The following is a 15,859-nucleotide window of genomic DNA, read 5'->3' as shown; positions in this document are numbered from 1 at the left end:
ACGTGAAGTCCACTTTTGCCGGACTGGATCTCGGGACCGGCGAGTTCGCCGATCAGGTGCAGGAGTCGCTGCAGCGGGTCGAGGATCTGCTGATCAGTGAGCTGTCGTCTGGCGACGACATTCTGGTCGAAGCCGCAACGCACCTCGCGAAAGCGGGCGGTAAGCGATTCCGGCCGATGTTCGCGATCTTGTCGTCGCACTTTGGTCCGCAGCCGGGCTCCGAGGAGGTCATTACCTCCGCGACGGTCCTGGAAATGACCCACCTGGCGACGCTCTATCACGATGACGTGATGGACGAAGCCCCGTTGCGTCGCGGCGCACCCTCGGCCAACGCCCGATGGTCGAACTCGATCGCGATCCTCGCTGGCGACTTCCTGTTTGCCCGCGCCTCGCGCCTGGTTTCGACGTTGGGCCCGGAAGCGGTGCGGATCATCGCCGATACGTTCGCCGAACTCATCACCGGGCAGATGCGGGAAACCGTCGGTGTGACCGCCGGTGCCGATCCCGTCGAGCACTATCTGAAGGTCGTGTGGGAAAAGACGGGCTCGTTGATCGCGACGGCTGGCCGCTTTGGTGCCTTCACCGCCGGGGCAGACGAAAAGACCGTCGAGACGCTGGCTCGGCTAGGCGACGTCGTTGGCACGGCCTTCCAGGTGTCCGACGACCTCATCGACATTGCGTCGGTGACGGGCGAATCGGGAAAGACTCCGGGAACGGACCTGCGCGAGGGCGTTCACACGCTACCGGTGCTGTTCGCTTTGGCCGGCCAAGGCGCAACCGAGGATCGTCTCCGGGAACTACTCGTCGACGCCGAGACCGGCGCGGCACGCGCCCTGGTCGATGATGCCGAGGTCGACGAAGCGCTGCATCTGCTGGTGAACTCCGAGGGCATGAAGCAAGCGCAAGTTCGTCTAGAACAGATGGCTGCCGAGGCCGACGAACTCCTGGCACGCTTGCCCGCAGGCCCGGCAAACGATGCCTTCGGCGCGCTGGTTCGCTACACCGTCGACCGCGTGGGCTAAGTTCGGTTACGTCTGCGCCGGAATCGGACCTAGTTCACGTAATATCCGCAACAGCTACGTGGGTTGTTGTTGGTTTGCTGGAACTTCCCGGCGCATCGGCGCGTTTGTCGTAGTGAACCTGTTTCCCTAGACAGTGAGGTCCTCTTGAACTTCAATGGGCTCAAGACCGCGGCACTGATGGGCTTGATGTCGGCGATCATCGTCGGCATTGGAGCGCTCTTCAGGAATCCGACGATCCTAGTGTTTTCGGTGTTGCTCGCCATCGGAACAAATGCCTACGCCTACTTCAACAGCGCCAAGCTGTCGTTGCGTGCCATGCATGCCCAACCGGTGACCGAAGTGCAAGCGCCAGCGTTGTACGGAATTGTCCGCGACCTCGCGACGCAAGCACGACAGCCAATGCCTGCCCTGTACATCAGCCCCACCGAGTCGCCGAATGCGTTCGCGACCGGACGCAACCCGAAGAATGCGGCCGTCTGCTGTACGACGGGGATCATGGACCTGCTCGACGAACGGGAGCTCCGTGCGGTTCTCGGCCATGAGCTGTCGCATGTGTACAACCGAGATATCCTGATTAGCTCGGTCGCCGGTGCCATGGCCGCGGTGATCAGCGCTTTGGCCAATATGGCCATGTGGATGGGTGCCTTTGGAGGTAACCGCGGCAACGGTCCCAACCCGCTGGCGATGATTCTGATTGCGATCCTCGGCCCGGTCGCGGCCATGGTGATCCAGATGTCGGTATCGCGGGCGCGCGAGTTCCAAGCGGACGCATCCGGTGCCGAACTCACCGGCGATCCGTTGGCCCTGGCGTCGGCGTTGTCGAAAATCTCCGGCGGGATTGCGGCCGCGCCGCTGCCGCCGACGCCGGAGTTGGCGAATCAGTCGCACATGATGATCGAGAGCCCTTTCCGTGCGGGCGAGAAGATGTCGAAGCTGTTCTCGACGCACCCGCCGACCGCGGAGCGCATTGCGCGGCTACAGGAAATGGCCCGCAACGGCGGCCAGCGGAACTGATCGGCGTTACTGCGCGTCGTCGTCGTTGAGGAGCCGTTGAGCTTTACGTCTGGCCGCCCAACGCGCGCCAGTGACCGCCCCAATCATGCCGAGGACGCCGCCGATGAGGCCGCCAGTGACGGAGTTGCCGCGACCGATTTCGGTCAGGACCGCCACGGTCATTGAGATGGCGCACACGCCAAAATAGACGCCGATGAGGGTGGCTCGAAGCCATGACGAGCCGCCGTAGGCGAGGAGGTTGGCGTCAACGTCGCGAGCCTTGCAATACCGTTGCCACTCCATCGACGGGATGATCAGCGCGAGGAATAGCACCAGCGTGACCCACCAGGGGACAAACCAGGCGATGACGGCGGCCGCTGTCCACAACACGATGGTCGCGAGCACGAACACGTAGGCGTAGGCCTCAAGCATCACCGAGCGTTCGCGTTCGTCGCCCCAGGCGTCGCTGGACTTGCCGAGTAGTAGGCCTGGCAGGGTTGTGGTGGATCCAGCAGGGCGTGCGGTCATCGGTCTTCCTCCGGTAGTGGAAAGAGTTCTTCGACTGTGCTTGCCAACGAACGAGCAATTCGGATCGCCAGGTAGACCGACGGCGAGTAGTCGCCGCGTTCCAGGGAGACGATCGTCTGCCGACTGACCCCCACGGCGGTGGCAAGGTCGGCCTGTCGCATTCCCGCACGGGTGCGTGCGGCCTTCACCGGGGTGTCGTCGGACATGATTGAAGTCAAGTCCACTTGTCACAAGATGTCAAGGATCTTTGACATTTGGGTTCGTCGTCCCGGCGGATCTGCGCTTTTCTGTCACATTCGCAGCCCAGAAATAAGCCAAACCGTCGCCGATCGAGGTGATCGGTGACGGTTTGGTCGAATCGTGACAGAAAAGCGGAACATGCCGCTGGGGAGAGGCCCGGGTAGAGGGCCGGGAAACGGCGCGGGGAGGGGCGGGGTGAGCTAGCGGTAGTTGACGAACTGGAGGGCGATGCCGAAGTCTTCGCCCTTGAGGAGGGCGATGATGGCCTGGAGGTCGTCGCGCTTCTTCGACGAGACGCGGAGTTCGTCGCCCTGAATCTGTGCCTTGACGCCCTTGGGGCCCTCGTCGCGGATCTTCTTCGAAATCTTCTTGGCGTGTTCGGAGTCGATGCCCTGAACGATGTCGCCGGAAATCTTGTAAACCTTGCCGGAGCCGACCGGCTCGCCAGCGTCGAACGCCTTGAGGGAAATGTCGCGGCGGATCAGCTTCTCCTTGAAGACCTCGAGGGCGGCCACGGCGCGCTCCTCGGAGTCGGAGGTGATGACGATCTTCTCCTCGCCGGACCAGTCGATGCCGGTGTTGGTGCCGCGGAAGTCGTACCGCTGCGAAAGTTCCTTGCCCGCTTGATTGAGGGCGTTGTCGACCTCCTGGCGGTCGACCTTGCTTACGACGTCAAACGAAGAATCAGCCATAGCCCCACACTATCAGTGCGCTGAGCAGCCGGTTTGCATGTACCGGGGGAGGTCGTTGTATTCTGATTCCCGTTGCTTTCGCCAGCACTCAGACCGCGTCTGTGTGACTGTCGAACGTAGCGAATCGGCAGATTGCCCGAGCGGCCAAAGGGAGCGGATTGTAAATCCGTCGCGCAAGCTACGAAGGTTCGAATCCTTCATCTGCCACTGCGAGCTACACGCTGCGCAAGTGGGTTAACCAGTTGTTTTGGTTATTCCCGATGCCTGTGTGTAACCTCGTTGAGGCTCAACGATCACAGATGAATCCCCCGCTGGGACAATTCTGAGGTCAGATGTTCGCCCCCTTAGCTCAGTCGGTAGAGCGTTTCCATGGTAAGGAAAAGGTCGACGGTTCGATTCCGTCAGGGGGCTCGCTTAGCCGGTCACTAAATGGTGCCGGTTGATCAGGGCGGTGTAGCTCAGCTGGTTAGAGCGCACGACTCATAATCGTGAGGTCGGGGGATCGAGTCCCCCCACCGCTACACAAACCGCTTACGCTGGTGGGACTACGGACCTTAAAGCGTGGGACCGAAGAACTGCAAGACGCGAAAGTAGGCAACAAAGTGGCTTCCTCAACGGATGTACGGCCGAAGATCACCTTGGCATGCGAGGTGTGCAAGCACCGCAACTACATCACCAAGAAGAATCGTCGTAACGACCCCGACCGTCTCGAGCTGAAGAAGTTCTGCCCGAACTGCGGAACGCACCAGGCTCACAAGGAGTCGCGCTAGCGCGCAGGTCGCCTTGCGACCATAAATAACTTTACTAAGCGGGGCGCCTCACAAGTGTGAGGTGCCTCGCTTATTTTCCTTTGACACCCCTAAAGGGTGTTCAATCTTGGACGAGCCATTGTCAGTTGAACGAAGGGTTCGTTGACTGTGGTGGATGCGGCACGGTGTGCCGCCGGAGAGGTTTAGAGATGACGGCTGTTGCCGATTCAATTGAAGGTGTTGAGCTCGACGAACTGATCGCGGATCTCGAGCCGGGCAAGATGTCCCCCGAAGAGGTGGGCGAGCACACCAAGTCGCTCGTTGGCTACACCTACACGGTCGACGACTACTACGAGGTCGGCCGCCAGGAAATCCGCAAGTACGCGCGAGCAGTGCAGGACGACCACCCGATCTTCTGGGACGAGACGGCCGCCGCCGAACATGGGCACGCAACCATGATCGCGCCGCCGACCTTCGTCGCGGTGTTGGGCTTGATCGCCCAGCGTCGACTGTTCGACGACATCATCACCGGCTACGACATGTGGCAGATCATGCAGACAGATCAGCGAATCATCTACCACCAACCGATTAAGGTCGGCGACCGCCTGGTGTGCGATGTCTCGCTGGAATCGTTCCGCCAGTCGATGGGCGCTGACCTCCTGGTGACCAAGAACGTGATCTGGAACCAGTACGACGAACCGGTGATGACCACCTTCACCTCGATCGTGGCGCGCGCCTCCGTTGAGGTTGACGAAGAACTCGTCGCCAAGCTCAACGCGGTCATGATGCAGGTCGATTCGGAGCCGGTCATCGGCCAGACTGTGCACGGCCCGTTTGACCGTTACAACGACCCCGACCCGTCAACTGAGCCCAAGGCTTACGGTGCGATCAACTTCGACACCCTCGAAGTTGGCCAGGAACTGCCCGTCGTGACCAAAACCCTCACCCTGGGCAACTTGACGAATTACGCCGGCGTCGCCAGCGATCCCAACCCGATTCACTTCTCACCCGAAGTGGCCGCGACTGTTGGGCTCGATAGCGTCGTGGCTCACGGCATGCAGACCATGGGGCTGGGAGCCAGCGTTCTCGGTGCCTTCGTCGGCGATCCCGCCGCTATTCACGAGTACAACGTTCGCTTCACGTCGCCGGTGTACGTGCCGGCGGTCGGGACTGCGGAGGTTGAGTTCAGTGGCAAGATCAAGTCCCTCGACCCGGTGACCCGTCGCGGTGTGATTGCACTCGTCGGCAAGCAGGACGGGCGTAAAATCTTTGGTCGTGCACAGGCAATGGTTCAGTTCAACTAGCCACGGCGGTCGCCGAAGATCAGGGCGAGTTGGGGTGAGTGGCAGCTTTGCTCTACACTCGTTTGAGTCTGATGCTTCTAGACTTGCGCGCTGCCTGAGGGTGGCGCGTTGGTCTTGTTAGGGTTAGACCACCAGCGAGAGCCGACGGGCACTCGCAAAGGGGCGTGGCTCAATTGGTAGAGCAGCGGTCTCCAAAACCGCAGGTTGCAGGTTCGAGTCCTGTCGCCCCTGCCCACGAGGGCACTAGCAGACGAAGGGATCGGTGATGAAGATGGCCAGGCGTGATCGCAAGGCTTCTTCAGACGTTAACGACGATCTGGCGGTCGACGACGTCGATTTGTCCGATGCCTCGGATTTACGTCCGAGCGGTAAGCGCTCGGCGCGTGGCCGACGGAATGCAGGTGCCGGTTCGACGACTGCGGTCGCCGAGCGCACGACCGAGTCCACCGCGACGGATACCGGTGCCAGCCGGAACCCGTTCGTGCGGATCTGGATCTTCCTCAAGCAGGTTGTTTCAGAAATGCGCAAGGTGGTGTGGCCGACCCGCAGTGAGCTGGTCAACTACTCCATCGCAGTGCTGGTGTTCGTCGTTTTGATTACGGCGTTGATCGCGGGACTGGACATCGGGTTTGCAAAGCTGACCCTGCTGGTGTTCGGCTGATAAGGCAACTACCTCGGGCTTGCAGCCCGAAGTGACCAATGAAGGAGCGTGGGGCAGTGAGCACCCCGGAGAATGAGATCGAATCGCCGGAGATCGGTGACGAGACCCCCGAGGCCACGCAGGCGGATATCGCGGAGACCGTAGCTGACGAAGCTGCGCCCGAAGTCGTCGATCCGGTCGCAAAGCTGCGGGCCGAACTGCGTCGCCTCCCTGGCGAATGGTACGTCGTGCACTCGTACGCGGGCTACGAGAACAAGGTCAAGACCAACCTCGAAACCCGTGTCCAGAACTTGGATGTCGGCGACTACATCTTCCAGGTCGAAGTTCCGATCGAAGAAGTCACCGAAATCAAGAATGGCCAGCAGAAGAAGGTCAACCGCAAGGTTCTGCCGGGCTACATCCTGGTGCGCATGGAACTCAACGACGAATCGTGGAGCGCCGTCCGCAACACCCCGGGTGTTACCGGCTTCATCGGCATGACGACCTCGCGTCCGTCGCCGCTGACCATCAAGGAAGTCGTTCAGTTCCTGATGCCGCGCGCAGAAGTCCGCAAGGCCGAGGCCGCCAAGGCTGCCGCCGCCGCGGGCGAAAGTGTTGAGGCTGCCGCAGCTGCTGCCGGAAACCTCGTCGAGGTCGATTTCGAGATCGGCGAATCGGTCACCGTCATGGACGGCCCGTTCGCTACGCTCCCGGCGTCGATCAGCGAGGTCAACACAGAGCAGCGCAAGGTGAAGGTGCTCGTCTCGATCTTCGGCCGCGAAACCCCGGTCGAGCTCGGGTTTAACCAGGTGGAGAAGCTCTAACACAGAGTTGCCCACACCATTGGCCGCGGCCGCGCGCCGCGCCATCGAAGAGACTTCCGCGTATCCAGCGTGCGCGGATTTGTAGGAAAAAGGATTTTAGGATGCCTCCTAAGAAGAAGAAGATCTCCGGAATCATCAAGCTCCAGATTCAGGCAGGCCAGGCCAACCCGGCCCCGCCCGTGGGTCCGGCGCTCGGTCAGCACGGCGTGAACATCATGGAGTTCTGCAAGGCGTACAACGCCGCGACGGAATCCCAGCGTGGAAACGTCATCCCGGTCGAGATCTTCGTTTACGAAGACCGTTCGTTCGACTTCAAGCTCAAGACCCCGCCAGCAGCCAAGCTGCTGCTGAAGGCTGCGAACTTGCAGAAGGGTTCGGGCGAGCCGCACACCAACAAGGTCGGCAAGGTCACCATGGATCAGGTGCGCGAAATCGCCAAGACCAAGACCGAAGACCTCAACGCCAACGACATCGACGCCGCCGCGAAAATCATCGCCGGTACCGCGCGCTCGATGGGCATCACCGTCGAAGGCTGATCTTTCCCGATCAGTTTGACCCCGTGGGAGGGCCGCGCTCGGCCCACTAACCACTAACTCCCCGTGCATGCGGGAGAGAAGGAACAGAGCATGAGCAAGAAGAGCAAGGCCTACCGGGCCGCCGCTGAAAAGATCGATCGCGACAACCTGTACAGCCCGCTGGAGGCTGTGGCACTCGCGAAAGAGACGTCGTCGAAGAACACTGACGCGACCGTTGAGGTTGCTGTGCGGTTGGGCGTCGACCCCCGCAAGGCTGACCAGATGGTCCGCGGCACCGTCAACCTGCCGAACGGCACCGGTAAGACTGCCCGCGTCATCGTGTTCGCCGCTGGCGACAAGGCCACCGAAGCTGCCGCTGCTGGCGCTGACGAGGTCGGTGCCGAGGATCTGATTGAGAAGATCCAGGGTGGTTGGCTGGACTTCGACGCCGCAATTGCGACGCCGGATCAGATGGCCAAGGTTGGCCGTATCGCACGTGTCCTCGGACCGCGCGGCCTGATGCCGAACCCGAAGACCGGCACCGTCACCAACGACGTCGCCAAGGCCATCAACGACATCAAGGGCGGCAAGATCAGCTTCCGTGTCGACAAGGCCGCAAACCTGCACTTCGTGATCGGCAAGGCATCGTTCGACGTCGCGCAGCTGGCTGAGAACTACGGCGCTGCGTACGACGAGATCATGCGTGCGAAGCCGACCGCAGCCAAGGGTCGCTACCTGAAGAAGATCACCGTCTCGACCAACACCGGTCCGGGCATCCAGGTTGATCCTTCCGTCTCGCGGAACTTCACCGAAGCGGAGTAATTCCCCTTCACAGCTTGAAACGAAAGGCGCCACCCGCAAGGGTGGCGCCTTTCGTCGTTCTTGACCCGCGGGCAGCTACCCGGGCACGATCTAGCGCCAGCACACGATCGTTGTGTCCCCTTTGCCAGCCTCTGCGCCGATGACTTCCACCGATATCGCCGCAGCGGAGCCCAATCTCGATCAAGAAAGTGAGTGATTAACCGTTCACTGATTGTGCAGACCCGTCGATGATGACACATTAACCTGCTGAAATGTGGAACATCAGATTGTCTAAACCGGTGAACACTTATGCACTCAAATGCTTGACGCGATCCTAATTCTGTCGCTAACCTCTCTTACTATTCCGTAGGTTACTGGCCAGTAGTTGTTGCTGGATTGAAGGAGAGCTTGAGCATGAGGTCGACTTTGCGAGGAAGTCTCGTCGCGTTAGTCTCGGTCATCGTGATGTGCGGTGCAGCGGCCCAGGCGGGCCCGGCATTGGCGGTACCGGGCGCTGAGTCGGCAGATGCCGCTGCGGCGCAGCGGTTGACCGATTACATCAACGCTGGCTCGCCCGCCGGGCGTCGCGCGGTCAACGGCTTCAAGCACGATGCCGACTGGTCGGGTCCCACCAGGAAGCTTCCGCCCATCCCATCGACGGTGGGGGTGGGGCCGCGGCAGACCGGATTCTGGCCGGCATTCGCCTACAGTCAGGTGAATCCCCGGGTCGCGCCGCCCGGCGCGAACGACTGGAGTTGCAAGCCCAAGGCCGGGCAGAACCCGGTCGTGCTGCTGCACGGAACCTGGGAGAACGCGTACGACAACTGGGCGGCCTTCGCACCAGTACTGAAGAAGGCAGGCTACTGCGTCTTCACCCCGAACTATGGCCGCACCGATCTGCTCGACGTCGGCGGTCTGGGGACCATCCTCCCCGGAACCAATGGGGTAGCCAAAGTCGGCCGCTCCGCTGAACAGATCGACCCGTACATCACGAAGGTCCTGGCGAAGACCGGTGCCAAGAAGATCAATCTCATCGGGCATTCCCAGGGCGGACTCCTTGCGCGCTACTGGATGAAGCGGTTCAACGGCCACCTCAAGGTCGACAAGCTCATCACTTACGGTGCGACCAACAACGGCACCACTCTGGACGGTATTGGGTGGCTTGGTCGATCGATTAACAATGTCGGCCTCGACGTCCTCGCCCCGGTAACCCTGCTGGTTGGTTCTGCGGGCATCGATCAGACCATCGATTCTCCGACGGTCAAGTACGTCAACAATCGGGCACCTTTCCATGACAGTGGGCAGAAGCGCGTCTACCCGGACGTCGAGTACACGATCGTCGGATCGCGTTACGACGAGGTGACCACCCCATACGACCTGACGTTCCTGCCCGGTTACCGAAACGTCAAGAACATCACGTTGCAGAACGGCTGCGAGCAGGACACTTCCGATCACATCTCGATGTCGTACTCGCCGCGCGCCTTGTCAATTGCTCTGCACACGCTTGACCCGCAGCGCTACCCGAAGCTGGTGTGCTCGTCGAGTCCGTGGTTCTTCAGCTTCTAAGGATGCGTCAACATCCGTCCCGGCCTTTTCCGTGTCTCGAGATCTCAGCAATGAGAGGTGCCTGATCATGCAGATTCGTGTCCCCTCGATCGAACCCGACCGCATCGATCAGAAACATCTGTACGCCTACTTCGGCGACTGCGTCGAGGTGGATGTCGCCGCTCGGCTCATTCTCACGAAGGGCGGAACGGCGATGTCGCTCGGCCGGGCTGAAGACGTCGCGCAGGACATTCAGCGAGCTATCGGCTTCGTGCGGCGAGAAATGCGACGCGATGCGGGGGCCGAAGCCGGTGTGCGGGAGCCTGTGGATGGCCGACTCGGCCAGCGGTGATCCAGGTATTACCGTTGCAGGCATGCGCGACGACAAACTCCTAACCCGGATCGGCGGACTGCTTCGGCAGGCGGAGGGGACCGACAATGAGCACGAGGCCGAGGCGTTCATGGCGGCGGCCCAGCGGTTGGCGACAGCAGCATCGATCGATCTGGCACTAGCCCGAGCACACGATCCCAAAGCCATGCGGACCGCTGTCCCAGTCACCCGGCAGATTGCCATCGGGCAGGCAGGCAAACGCGGGCTCAAGACGTACGTCCAACTGTTTGTGCAGATTGCCGTCGCTAACGACATCACGTGCGATGTCGCCTCCAACTCCACGTTCGTGATCGCCTACGGCTTCGAGAGCGACATTGACACCTGCGAGGCGCTATACACCTCGCTGGTGATTCAGATGGTGGCAGCCAGCGACGCCTACCTGAAGTCCGGTGCCTACAAGGGACAGACTGCGCAGCAGATGGTCACCAAGACCAACGGCTACGTTCGACGTCGCTTTGTCGAAGAGAAGGCACTGTCGCCGATCACCGCGCGATTGAACTTCCAGTCGGCATTTGCCGGACGGATCGGCGAACGACTCCGCGCGGCCCGCGACGAGCAACGTGAGCAGGCCCGGATCGACGACGTGGCCGCGGCCAGGCCAGTGTCGACGGCCGTCGCGATGCGTAACAAGGAACTCGAGGTCAAAGACTTCTACAAGGCGGAATCGAAGGCCCGGGGGAGTTGGCGACCAAACCGTGCGACCGCAGGGTTTTCGGCGGCGGCCCGTGAAGCGGGCGATCGTGCCGGTCGTCGGGCCCGCATCGGTGCCAATCCGGAACTGGGTGGATCTCGGGGCGCGCTCGAGTCGTGAGCAAGGACCAGCTACGTGGCCGCATTTATGCGGCGGAGGCGATGGTGTACCGGCTGTTTGAACGCGCAGGCGGCGCGCACACAGTGCAGATCGCCGGCGCCGAAATCACGGTGCCCGCCGAAGTGCGGTTCGGTTCGCTCGACGAAGTGCGTGTCTACGTCGACCGCGTGCTCGCATTGCGGTCAGTTCGTGACGGTTTTGAGCGGGCGAAGTTGCCCGTCGTGGTTCGAGCGCGTCGCGGCAGTCGTGCCGCTCACTACGAGCGGTTGACCAGCACCATCGCTGTTCCCGACAACTCAGACGGGCGCTGGGCGTTGCGCGAGCTGGTAGTCGTGCACGAACTGGCACATCACCTGGACCCGGTTGGCGACCCTTCGCACGGCCGGTCGTTCGTCACCACGCTCATCGATTTGGTCGATGCCGTTCTCGGTCCGGAATCGGCGCTCGTCTACCGCGTCATCTTCGGCGACAGCGGGCTTCTCTAGACGATGTTGTTGGCCGCGGTGACGAGCGGGACCGGCAAGGTGCCGAGGTCACCGTCGGTCTGGAACGTCAGGTAGCTCGGCTTCGCCGGGTCCAGCACCAGTTGTTGGCGACGACCGCGGGCCTTGATGAGGTCCGGCACAATCGTCAGGTAGCGCGGCAGGCTCGCCGCGTACACGTCGACGCGCAGCCGGTGGCCGGGCTTGAGTACGGCGTCGGTGGGCACCATGTCGATGTCGATGCGTACCGGTTCGTCGGCGGGAACCGGCAGGCGCCGATCACGCGAGAGGTAATGGTAGGCGTCGAGCAGGACACCGTCCGCAGTGTAGGTGGACCGCGATGGATCCAGCGCGCGGTTGGACGCCGTCAAGGCACCGTTGGTAAGGACCGTCGACGTCCCGTCGGGGGCGACGTCGTTGACGGTAACCGCCCAAATCCCCTCGTGCGCCGTCGTCGATACGTTGAGACGCAGATTCATCTCGCCGGACAACTGCGTGGCCCGCTTCACGGGCTCGCTCGTGAACGACAACCCGCTCGTCTCCTGGTAGTGGGCGTTGGTGGAGAACTTTTCACCGAGGACGATCGCCAGGCCGGCAGTGACCTGGGAAAGATCGCGGGAGACGAAGCCCTTCAGGCTGGGGACGATACGCAGCGAGCGGCGGCGGACGGCCGGTGTTGAACGCAGACTGCCGTCGTGCTGGGTGTGCATTGCGGTGCCGGTCGGCTCCTCGGTGAGGAACAGACGGCGCGGCGCCACCTCGCGGCGCGGGAACGACGGTCCGCACGACCATCCGCCGCCCTGCTGTTCGAGGGTGACCGGTCCGTACGAGTCGACGTCGTTCTCGATGCCCTTGAGCCATCGGTCGAACCATGCGCGCTGCAACACGTCGAGGCGCGGCGGCGAGTAGGGACGTTCGTGGTCGCATCCGGGATCAATGTGGTAGCCGTTGGCGATCAGCATCTGCTTGCGGCCCGGTTCCATCTGAAGCTTGGAGTAGACGCGGGTGGCGCTGCGGCCAAACAGGTCGTGCCAGCCGCCGACGGTAAACGTCGGGCATTCGATGTTCTCGACCTTCGGGTCACGTTCGTCGAAGTAGGGATCGTCGAAGATCCGGTCGTCGCGGGCAGTGAGGAAACCCCACAGGAGCGAAGGCATCTCGGTGGCTGGGGACTTGATGCGCGACGACAGCCACCGGTAGGCGTCGCCGCGGAGCAGGTCCGCGACTGCGGTGGCCGGGTTCGGGAGCCACTTCATGCCGTTCACCAAGGCCAGCCAGAACGGAATGAATGCCGAGGGCATGCCGCCGGTGATGTAGATGTCCCGGACGACGTCCTCGCTGCCCTCAACCGCGAATACGGCCTTGAGTGCTTCCGGTCGATGGCTGGCAGCCTGCAGGGCGTTGATGGCCGAGTACGACCATCCGGTCATCCCGACGCCGCCGGTGTACCAGTCCTGCTTGGAAATCCAGTCGATGATCTCGACGCTGTCCTGCTGTTCGCGGGCGCCGAGAATTTCCCACCTGCCGTGGGAGGTGCCGGTGCCGCGGACATCGACGATGACCTGGACGTAGCCGGAGCGCACCAGGTTCCGGTTGACGCCGAACACATCCCACAGACCCTTGGAAAGGCTGCGCGTAATGCGGGTGGCACCGGCTAGCGGACCTTCGTCGGTGGTGAGGGTGGAACTGAGGGTCTTGACGGCCTTGCCGATGACGGGGGCGTGCAAGGCATGGTCGATTCCGTCGAGAACCGCGCGGTTGTAAGGGTTCACGTTGAGAATCACGGGGAACGGCGTGGCGACCGGAACCCCGAAACTGTTCGCTGGCCGCACGATGGTGGTGCGGAGTGCGATGCCGTCACTCATGGTGAGCCGGACACTGCGGTCGATGTGGACACGAGGGTAGGTCTGCGCTTCGTCGACGGCGCGCCGCCATTCGAGGCCGGGGACACCGCCCGCTGCATCGCGGTAGTTGGGCGCAGAGATCAGCGTGGACTGCTGGCGTGGCGCAGAGATGGACCCGCGGTGGAGATGGTCGCGGCTCAAACTGTCGTCGTTCACGTCAAACTGAAGCGTCATACTCTGGTCCCCCTAATTGCGTTAACAAGCGCGAGGTCGCGGGCGATTCGATGACTCATGTGGTGTGAGTCACGCAAAGCTCCCTCCCAATCTAAAACGATCAGCATCCAGATTGTTAATCCAGGGTTGCCGAATAGGTGTGCTCGCTTGACCGGTTTGTTACGGAAACCGCTGCTTCGAGCAGTATTCCGGCCGAAATCTGGACCGAAAGATCGCGTTCGGGGATGCTCGATGCCGCGACGGCACCACCGAATTTTCGTGCCGCGGTGCCGGTTCCGTCGGGGACGACGGCGTCGAGTCGCCAGTTGTGGCCGAAGACGGGGAGGCCCTCGGGGTCCGTTGCGCGGTGGTCCCAGGCGGCTTCGGCGCTCGTGAGAACGATTTGGCTGGCGCGGGCCCGCAGGCTGTCGGCGACACCGTCGCGGAGGTCGGTGGCTACGAGTGCGAGGTAGCGGGCGAGGATCCCGGCAAACAGTCCGCCGTCACCGCCGCCAGCGGACTTGATTACGCCGTCAATAATCAGGTGCTTGTCGATTGCGTCCAGGAGCGTGCCGATCTGTTCCAGATAGACGTCCGCGCCGGTGATGCGGTGGGCTTCGACCGCCGCCCCCAACCCGACGCCCTGGCAATAGGTGAAGACCGCCGTATCCAGTTCGCGGTTGCCGCCTGGTCGAATCCACAGGCCGTCGGCAATCAGCCCGGACGGCAACGACAGTTCGCGGTTTAACCAGTCGGTCATCGCAACGCTGCGGCCCTCGTGCCTTGTGCGCGCCAATAGGATGGCGGCCGGACCGTTGGCGGGAGCGTTGAAGAACGTGTCGGTCGTTCGCCAGGGGATGCCGCCGCCGAGTTCGGGCGACCATGCCTGATACATCCGGTCGGAGAGTTTCCTTACGGCCCGTCGTCTGGTGCTGAGCAGTGATGGACCGAGGTGACGTTCGACGCGTTCAATGGCCAACCCCAACCACGCCATGTCGTCGTAATAGTTGTTGGTCCACTTGCCGATATTGCGAATCCGGATCCCGCGCAGCAGTGCGAGGGCGTCGGCCGCGCAACGTGGGTCGTCCCGGTGGATGGCACCGTCGACGAGCAGTTCTACCAGGTGAGCCTGCCACCAGTAGTTCCATGAGCCGGTTAGCCGTTCCTTCGAGAGGGGACGTCCGACGGGCGGCCACGCGACCTGACCGATGCGTGTTCCGGGTACCCACTTACCGATGCGCCGCAGGTGGCGGGAGGCGATTGCCGCTTGGGCCGCCCCGGCGCGGGCCTGCAGGAGGTCGACCTGGGATTTGGATTCGCGCGTCATGGCAGTTAGCCTATTGGTCGGTGCAATGAGTTATGGCGCAAGGTGTCTCCGCGAGGGGATGTTGGAGTCAGGCCCGTTGCGTCAAGTTCAACCAGAGACCGTTGGTTATCGGATTAGTCCGATCGAAGGCCCGATGTGAGTCGGCAGCCCGCGCAGGATGAACGTGGTGAAACTTTAGCCGTACTCCGGTACGTGCCATGTGCGCCCCGTGCTTCCTGCCGGGGCGCTTTTCTTTTCTCGCAGGATGTCTTCGTCGATTACTCCAGGCCATCGAGCCTTCTGGATAGAGGTGGCTCGGTTTACCGGGTCACGACGAATGTGACACGAGAGGAGGCGAAGTATGGCTAAGGCTGACAAGGTTTCTGCAGTTGCAGAGATCACCGAGAACTTCAAGGGTTCGACTGCCGCTGTGATCACGGAGTACCGCGGACTCACGGTGCCGCAGCTCCAGCAGTTGCGTCGCTCGCTCGGCGAAGGCGCTACCTACTCCGTCGCCAAGAACACCCTCGCGAAGCGCGCCGCCACTGAGGCGGGCCTCGAGGGTCTCGATGACCTGTTCACCGGTCCGACCGCTATTGCCTTCATTGAGGGCGAGCCGGTCGTGGCTGCCAAGGCGATCAAGACTTTCGCCAAGGACAACAAGAACCTGGTCATCAAGGGCGGATTCATGGACGGCCGTGCGCTGTCCGTGGCTGAGATCGAACAGATCGCCGACCTGGAGACCCGTGAGGTCCTGCTGGCAAAGCTGGCGGGTGCCATGAAGGGCAACTTGGCAAAGGCCGCAGGGCTGTTCAACCAGCCTGCATCGCAGGTCGCGCGTCTCGCCGCGGCTCTGCAGGAGAAGAAGGAAGCTGCCGGCGAAGCCGCGTAGTTCCCCTTTGCTCCACCCTCGGATCCCGCTGCAGTCGACACTTTTGTGGCGGGCGACGACAACCCCA

Annotated in this window: 18 protein-coding genes and 4 tRNA genes; 17 read left to right on the top strand and 5 right to left on the bottom strand. The window is 62.2% G+C overall.

Features of this window, described 5'->3' with window-relative positions; all coding sequences use genetic code 11:
- Positions 1-2 precede the first annotated feature (2 nt).
- The gene (locus tag WBA38_RS02940) at positions 3-1,022 is read left to right on the top strand and encodes a polyprenyl synthetase family protein (RefSeq protein WP_424294012.1); all 1,020 of its coding nucleotides are present in this window, start codon (positions 3-5) and stop codon (positions 1,020-1,022) included.
- Between the two features lie 144 nt (positions 1,023-1,166).
- Complete coding sequence (gene htpX, locus WBA38_RS02935; protein ID WP_424294013.1) at positions 1,167-2,036, top strand: zinc metalloprotease HtpX; 870 nt, start codon at positions 1,167-1,169, stop codon at positions 2,034-2,036.
- Between the two features lie 6 nt (positions 2,037-2,042).
- Here the strand turns inward: htpX and WBA38_RS02930 are convergent, their stop codons facing one another.
- The 3 genes from WBA38_RS02930 to WBA38_RS02920 form a co-directional block, all read right to left on the bottom strand.
- A complete protein-coding gene (locus WBA38_RS02930) occupies positions 2,043-2,543 on the bottom strand; it encodes a hypothetical protein (RefSeq protein ID WP_424322000.1) in 501 nt (166 codons plus the stop codon).
- Entirely contained in the window at positions 2,540-2,749 is a 210-nt protein-coding gene (locus tag WBA38_RS02925; RefSeq protein ID WP_424294015.1) for a helix-turn-helix transcriptional regulator, read from the bottom strand. The genes WBA38_RS02930 and WBA38_RS02925 overlap by 4 nt, the downstream gene beginning before the upstream one ends.
- 234 nt (positions 2,750-2,983) lie before the next feature.
- The gene (locus WBA38_RS02920) at positions 2,984-3,475 is read right to left on the bottom strand and encodes a YajQ family cyclic di-GMP-binding protein (RefSeq protein ID WP_424321999.1); all 492 of its coding nucleotides are present in this window, start codon (positions 3,473-3,475) and stop codon (positions 2,984-2,986) included.
- Positions 3,476-3,601: 126 nt separating this feature from the next.
- Here WBA38_RS02920 and WBA38_RS02915 point away from each other — a divergent pair.
- The 14 genes from WBA38_RS02915 (at position 3,602) to WBA38_RS02850 (ending at position 11,540) form a co-directional block, all read left to right on the top strand.
- Positions 3,602-3,682: transfer RNA gene (locus WBA38_RS02915), tRNA-Tyr, on the top strand.
- A gap of 131 nt (positions 3,683-3,813) precedes the next feature.
- Positions 3,814-3,886, top strand: a tRNA-Thr gene (locus WBA38_RS02910).
- A gap of 36 nt (positions 3,887-3,922) precedes the next feature.
- Positions 3,923-3,996 (top strand) — tRNA-Met (locus tag WBA38_RS02905).
- Positions 3,997-4,077: 81 nt separating this feature from the next.
- A complete protein-coding gene (gene rpmG / locus WBA38_RS02900) occupies positions 4,078-4,245 on the top strand; it encodes a 50S ribosomal protein L33 (protein ID WP_246992217.1) in 168 nt (55 codons plus the stop codon).
- Between the two features lie 188 nt (positions 4,246-4,433).
- Entirely contained in the window at positions 4,434-5,528 is a 1,095-nt protein-coding gene (locus tag WBA38_RS02895; RefSeq protein ID WP_424294017.1) for a fused (3R)-hydroxyacyl-ACP dehydratase subunits HadA/HadB, read from the top strand.
- A 158-nt stretch (positions 5,529-5,686) separates the two neighbouring features.
- Positions 5,687-5,759: transfer RNA gene (locus WBA38_RS02890), tRNA-Trp, on the top strand.
- A gap of 40 nt (positions 5,760-5,799) precedes the next feature.
- Entirely contained in the window at positions 5,800-6,189 is a 390-nt protein-coding gene (gene secE / locus WBA38_RS02885; protein WP_424294025.1) for a preprotein translocase subunit SecE, read from the top strand.
- Between the two features lie 56 nt (positions 6,190-6,245).
- Positions 6,246-6,992: a transcription termination/antitermination protein NusG gene (gene nusG / locus WBA38_RS02880; protein ID WP_424294018.1), complete on the top strand. Its 747-nt coding sequence runs from the start codon at positions 6,246-6,248 to the stop codon at positions 6,990-6,992.
- A gap of 101 nt (positions 6,993-7,093) precedes the next feature.
- Positions 7,094-7,528: a 50S ribosomal protein L11 gene (gene rplK / locus WBA38_RS02875; RefSeq protein ID WP_424294019.1), complete on the top strand. Its 435-nt coding sequence runs from the start codon at positions 7,094-7,096 to the stop codon at positions 7,526-7,528.
- A gap of 90 nt (positions 7,529-7,618) precedes the next feature.
- On the top strand, positions 7,619-8,329 hold the full coding sequence (gene rplA, locus WBA38_RS02870) for a 50S ribosomal protein L1 (RefSeq protein WP_424294020.1): 711 nt from the start codon (positions 7,619-7,621) through the stop codon (positions 8,327-8,329).
- 393 nt (positions 8,330-8,722) lie between these two features.
- A complete protein-coding gene (locus WBA38_RS02865) occupies positions 8,723-9,874 on the top strand; it encodes an esterase/lipase family protein (protein WP_424321998.1) in 1,152 nt (383 codons plus the stop codon).
- A gap of 67 nt (positions 9,875-9,941) precedes the next feature.
- The gene (locus WBA38_RS02860) at positions 9,942-10,205 is read left to right on the top strand and encodes a hypothetical protein (RefSeq protein WP_424321997.1); all 264 of its coding nucleotides are present in this window, start codon (positions 9,942-9,944) and stop codon (positions 10,203-10,205) included.
- A gap of 22 nt (positions 10,206-10,227) precedes the next feature.
- A complete protein-coding gene (locus tag WBA38_RS02855; RefSeq protein ID WP_424321996.1) occupies positions 10,228-11,055 on the top strand; it encodes a DUF2786 domain-containing protein in 828 nt (275 codons plus the stop codon).
- Positions 11,052-11,540: a TIGR04338 family metallohydrolase gene (locus WBA38_RS02850; protein WP_424321995.1), complete on the top strand. Its 489-nt coding sequence runs from the start codon at positions 11,052-11,054 to the stop codon at positions 11,538-11,540. Before WBA38_RS02855 ends, WBA38_RS02850 begins: the two co-directional genes overlap by 4 nt.
- Here the strand turns inward: WBA38_RS02850 and WBA38_RS02845 are convergent.
- Positions 11,537-13,615: a CocE/NonD family hydrolase gene (locus tag WBA38_RS02845; protein WP_424321994.1), complete on the bottom strand. Its 2,079-nt coding sequence runs from the start codon at positions 13,613-13,615 to the stop codon at positions 11,537-11,539. The genes WBA38_RS02850 and WBA38_RS02845 overlap by 4 nt on opposite strands.
- 115 nt (positions 13,616-13,730) lie before the next feature.
- Positions 13,731-14,921 (bottom strand): glycoside hydrolase family 76 protein, encoded by a 1,191-nt coding sequence (locus WBA38_RS02840; RefSeq protein WP_424294566.1) that lies wholly within the window; start codon positions 14,919-14,921, stop codon positions 13,731-13,733.
- Between the two features lie 340 nt (positions 14,922-15,261).
- Between WBA38_RS02840 and rplJ the strand changes: the two genes are divergently transcribed.
- Entirely contained in the window at positions 15,262-15,792 is a 531-nt protein-coding gene (rplJ, locus tag WBA38_RS02835) for a 50S ribosomal protein L10 (protein WP_424294567.1), read from the top strand.
- Positions 15,793-15,859: the final 67 nt, after the last annotated feature.

Origin of the sequence: Gordonia sp. (in: high G+C Gram-positive bacteria) (assembly GCF_049647785.1) — a bacterium.
GTDB lineage: Bacteria > Actinomycetota > Actinomycetes > Mycobacteriales > Mycobacteriaceae > Gordonia.
Note: the sequence above shows the minus strand (reverse complement) of the source record. Positions and strands in the feature narration are given on the sequence as shown.

What these genes read in the sequence shown, in the direction of transcription:
- WBA38_RS02840 (WP_424294566.1), bottom strand. Translation starts at nt 14,921, where the DNA reads ATGACGCGCGAATCCAAATCCCAGGTCGACCTCCTGCAGGCCCGCGCC.
- WBA38_RS02855 (WP_424321996.1), top strand. Translation starts at nt 10,228, where the DNA reads ATGCGCGACGACAAACTCCTAACCCGGATCGGCGGACTGCTTCGGCAG.
- WBA38_RS02925 (WP_424294015.1), bottom strand. Translation starts at nt 2,749, where the DNA reads ATGTCCGACGACACCCCGGTGAAGGCCGCACGCACCCGTGCGGGAATG.
- rplK (WP_424294019.1), top strand. Translation starts at nt 7,094, where the DNA reads ATGCCTCCTAAGAAGAAGAAGATCTCCGGAATCATCAAGCTCCAGATT.
- secE (WP_424294025.1), top strand. Translation starts at nt 5,800, where the DNA reads ATGGCCAGGCGTGATCGCAAGGCTTCTTCAGACGTTAACGACGATCTG.
- WBA38_RS02860 (WP_424321997.1), top strand. Translation starts at nt 9,942, where the DNA reads ATGCAGATTCGTGTCCCCTCGATCGAACCCGACCGCATCGATCAGAAA.
- WBA38_RS02930 (WP_424322000.1), bottom strand. Translation starts at nt 2,543, where the DNA reads ATGACCGCACGCCCTGCTGGATCCACCACAACCCTGCCAGGCCTACTA.
- rplA (WP_424294020.1), top strand. Translation starts at nt 7,619, where the DNA reads ATGAGCAAGAAGAGCAAGGCCTACCGGGCCGCCGCTGAAAAGATCGAT.
- WBA38_RS02920 (WP_424321999.1), bottom strand. Translation starts at nt 3,475, where the DNA reads ATGGCTGATTCTTCGTTTGACGTCGTAAGCAAGGTCGACCGCCAGGAG.
- rplJ (WP_424294567.1), top strand. Translation starts at nt 15,262, where the DNA reads ATGGCTAAGGCTGACAAGGTTTCTGCAGTTGCAGAGATCACCGAGAAC.
- WBA38_RS02845 (WP_424321994.1), bottom strand. Translation starts at nt 13,615, where the DNA reads ATGACGCTTCAGTTTGACGTGAACGACGACAGTTTGAGCCGCGACCAT.
- WBA38_RS02865 (WP_424321998.1), top strand. Translation starts at nt 8,723, where the DNA reads ATGAGGTCGACTTTGCGAGGAAGTCTCGTCGCGTTAGTCTCGGTCATC.
- WBA38_RS02895 (WP_424294017.1), top strand. Translation starts at nt 4,434, where the DNA reads ATGACGGCTGTTGCCGATTCAATTGAAGGTGTTGAGCTCGACGAACTG.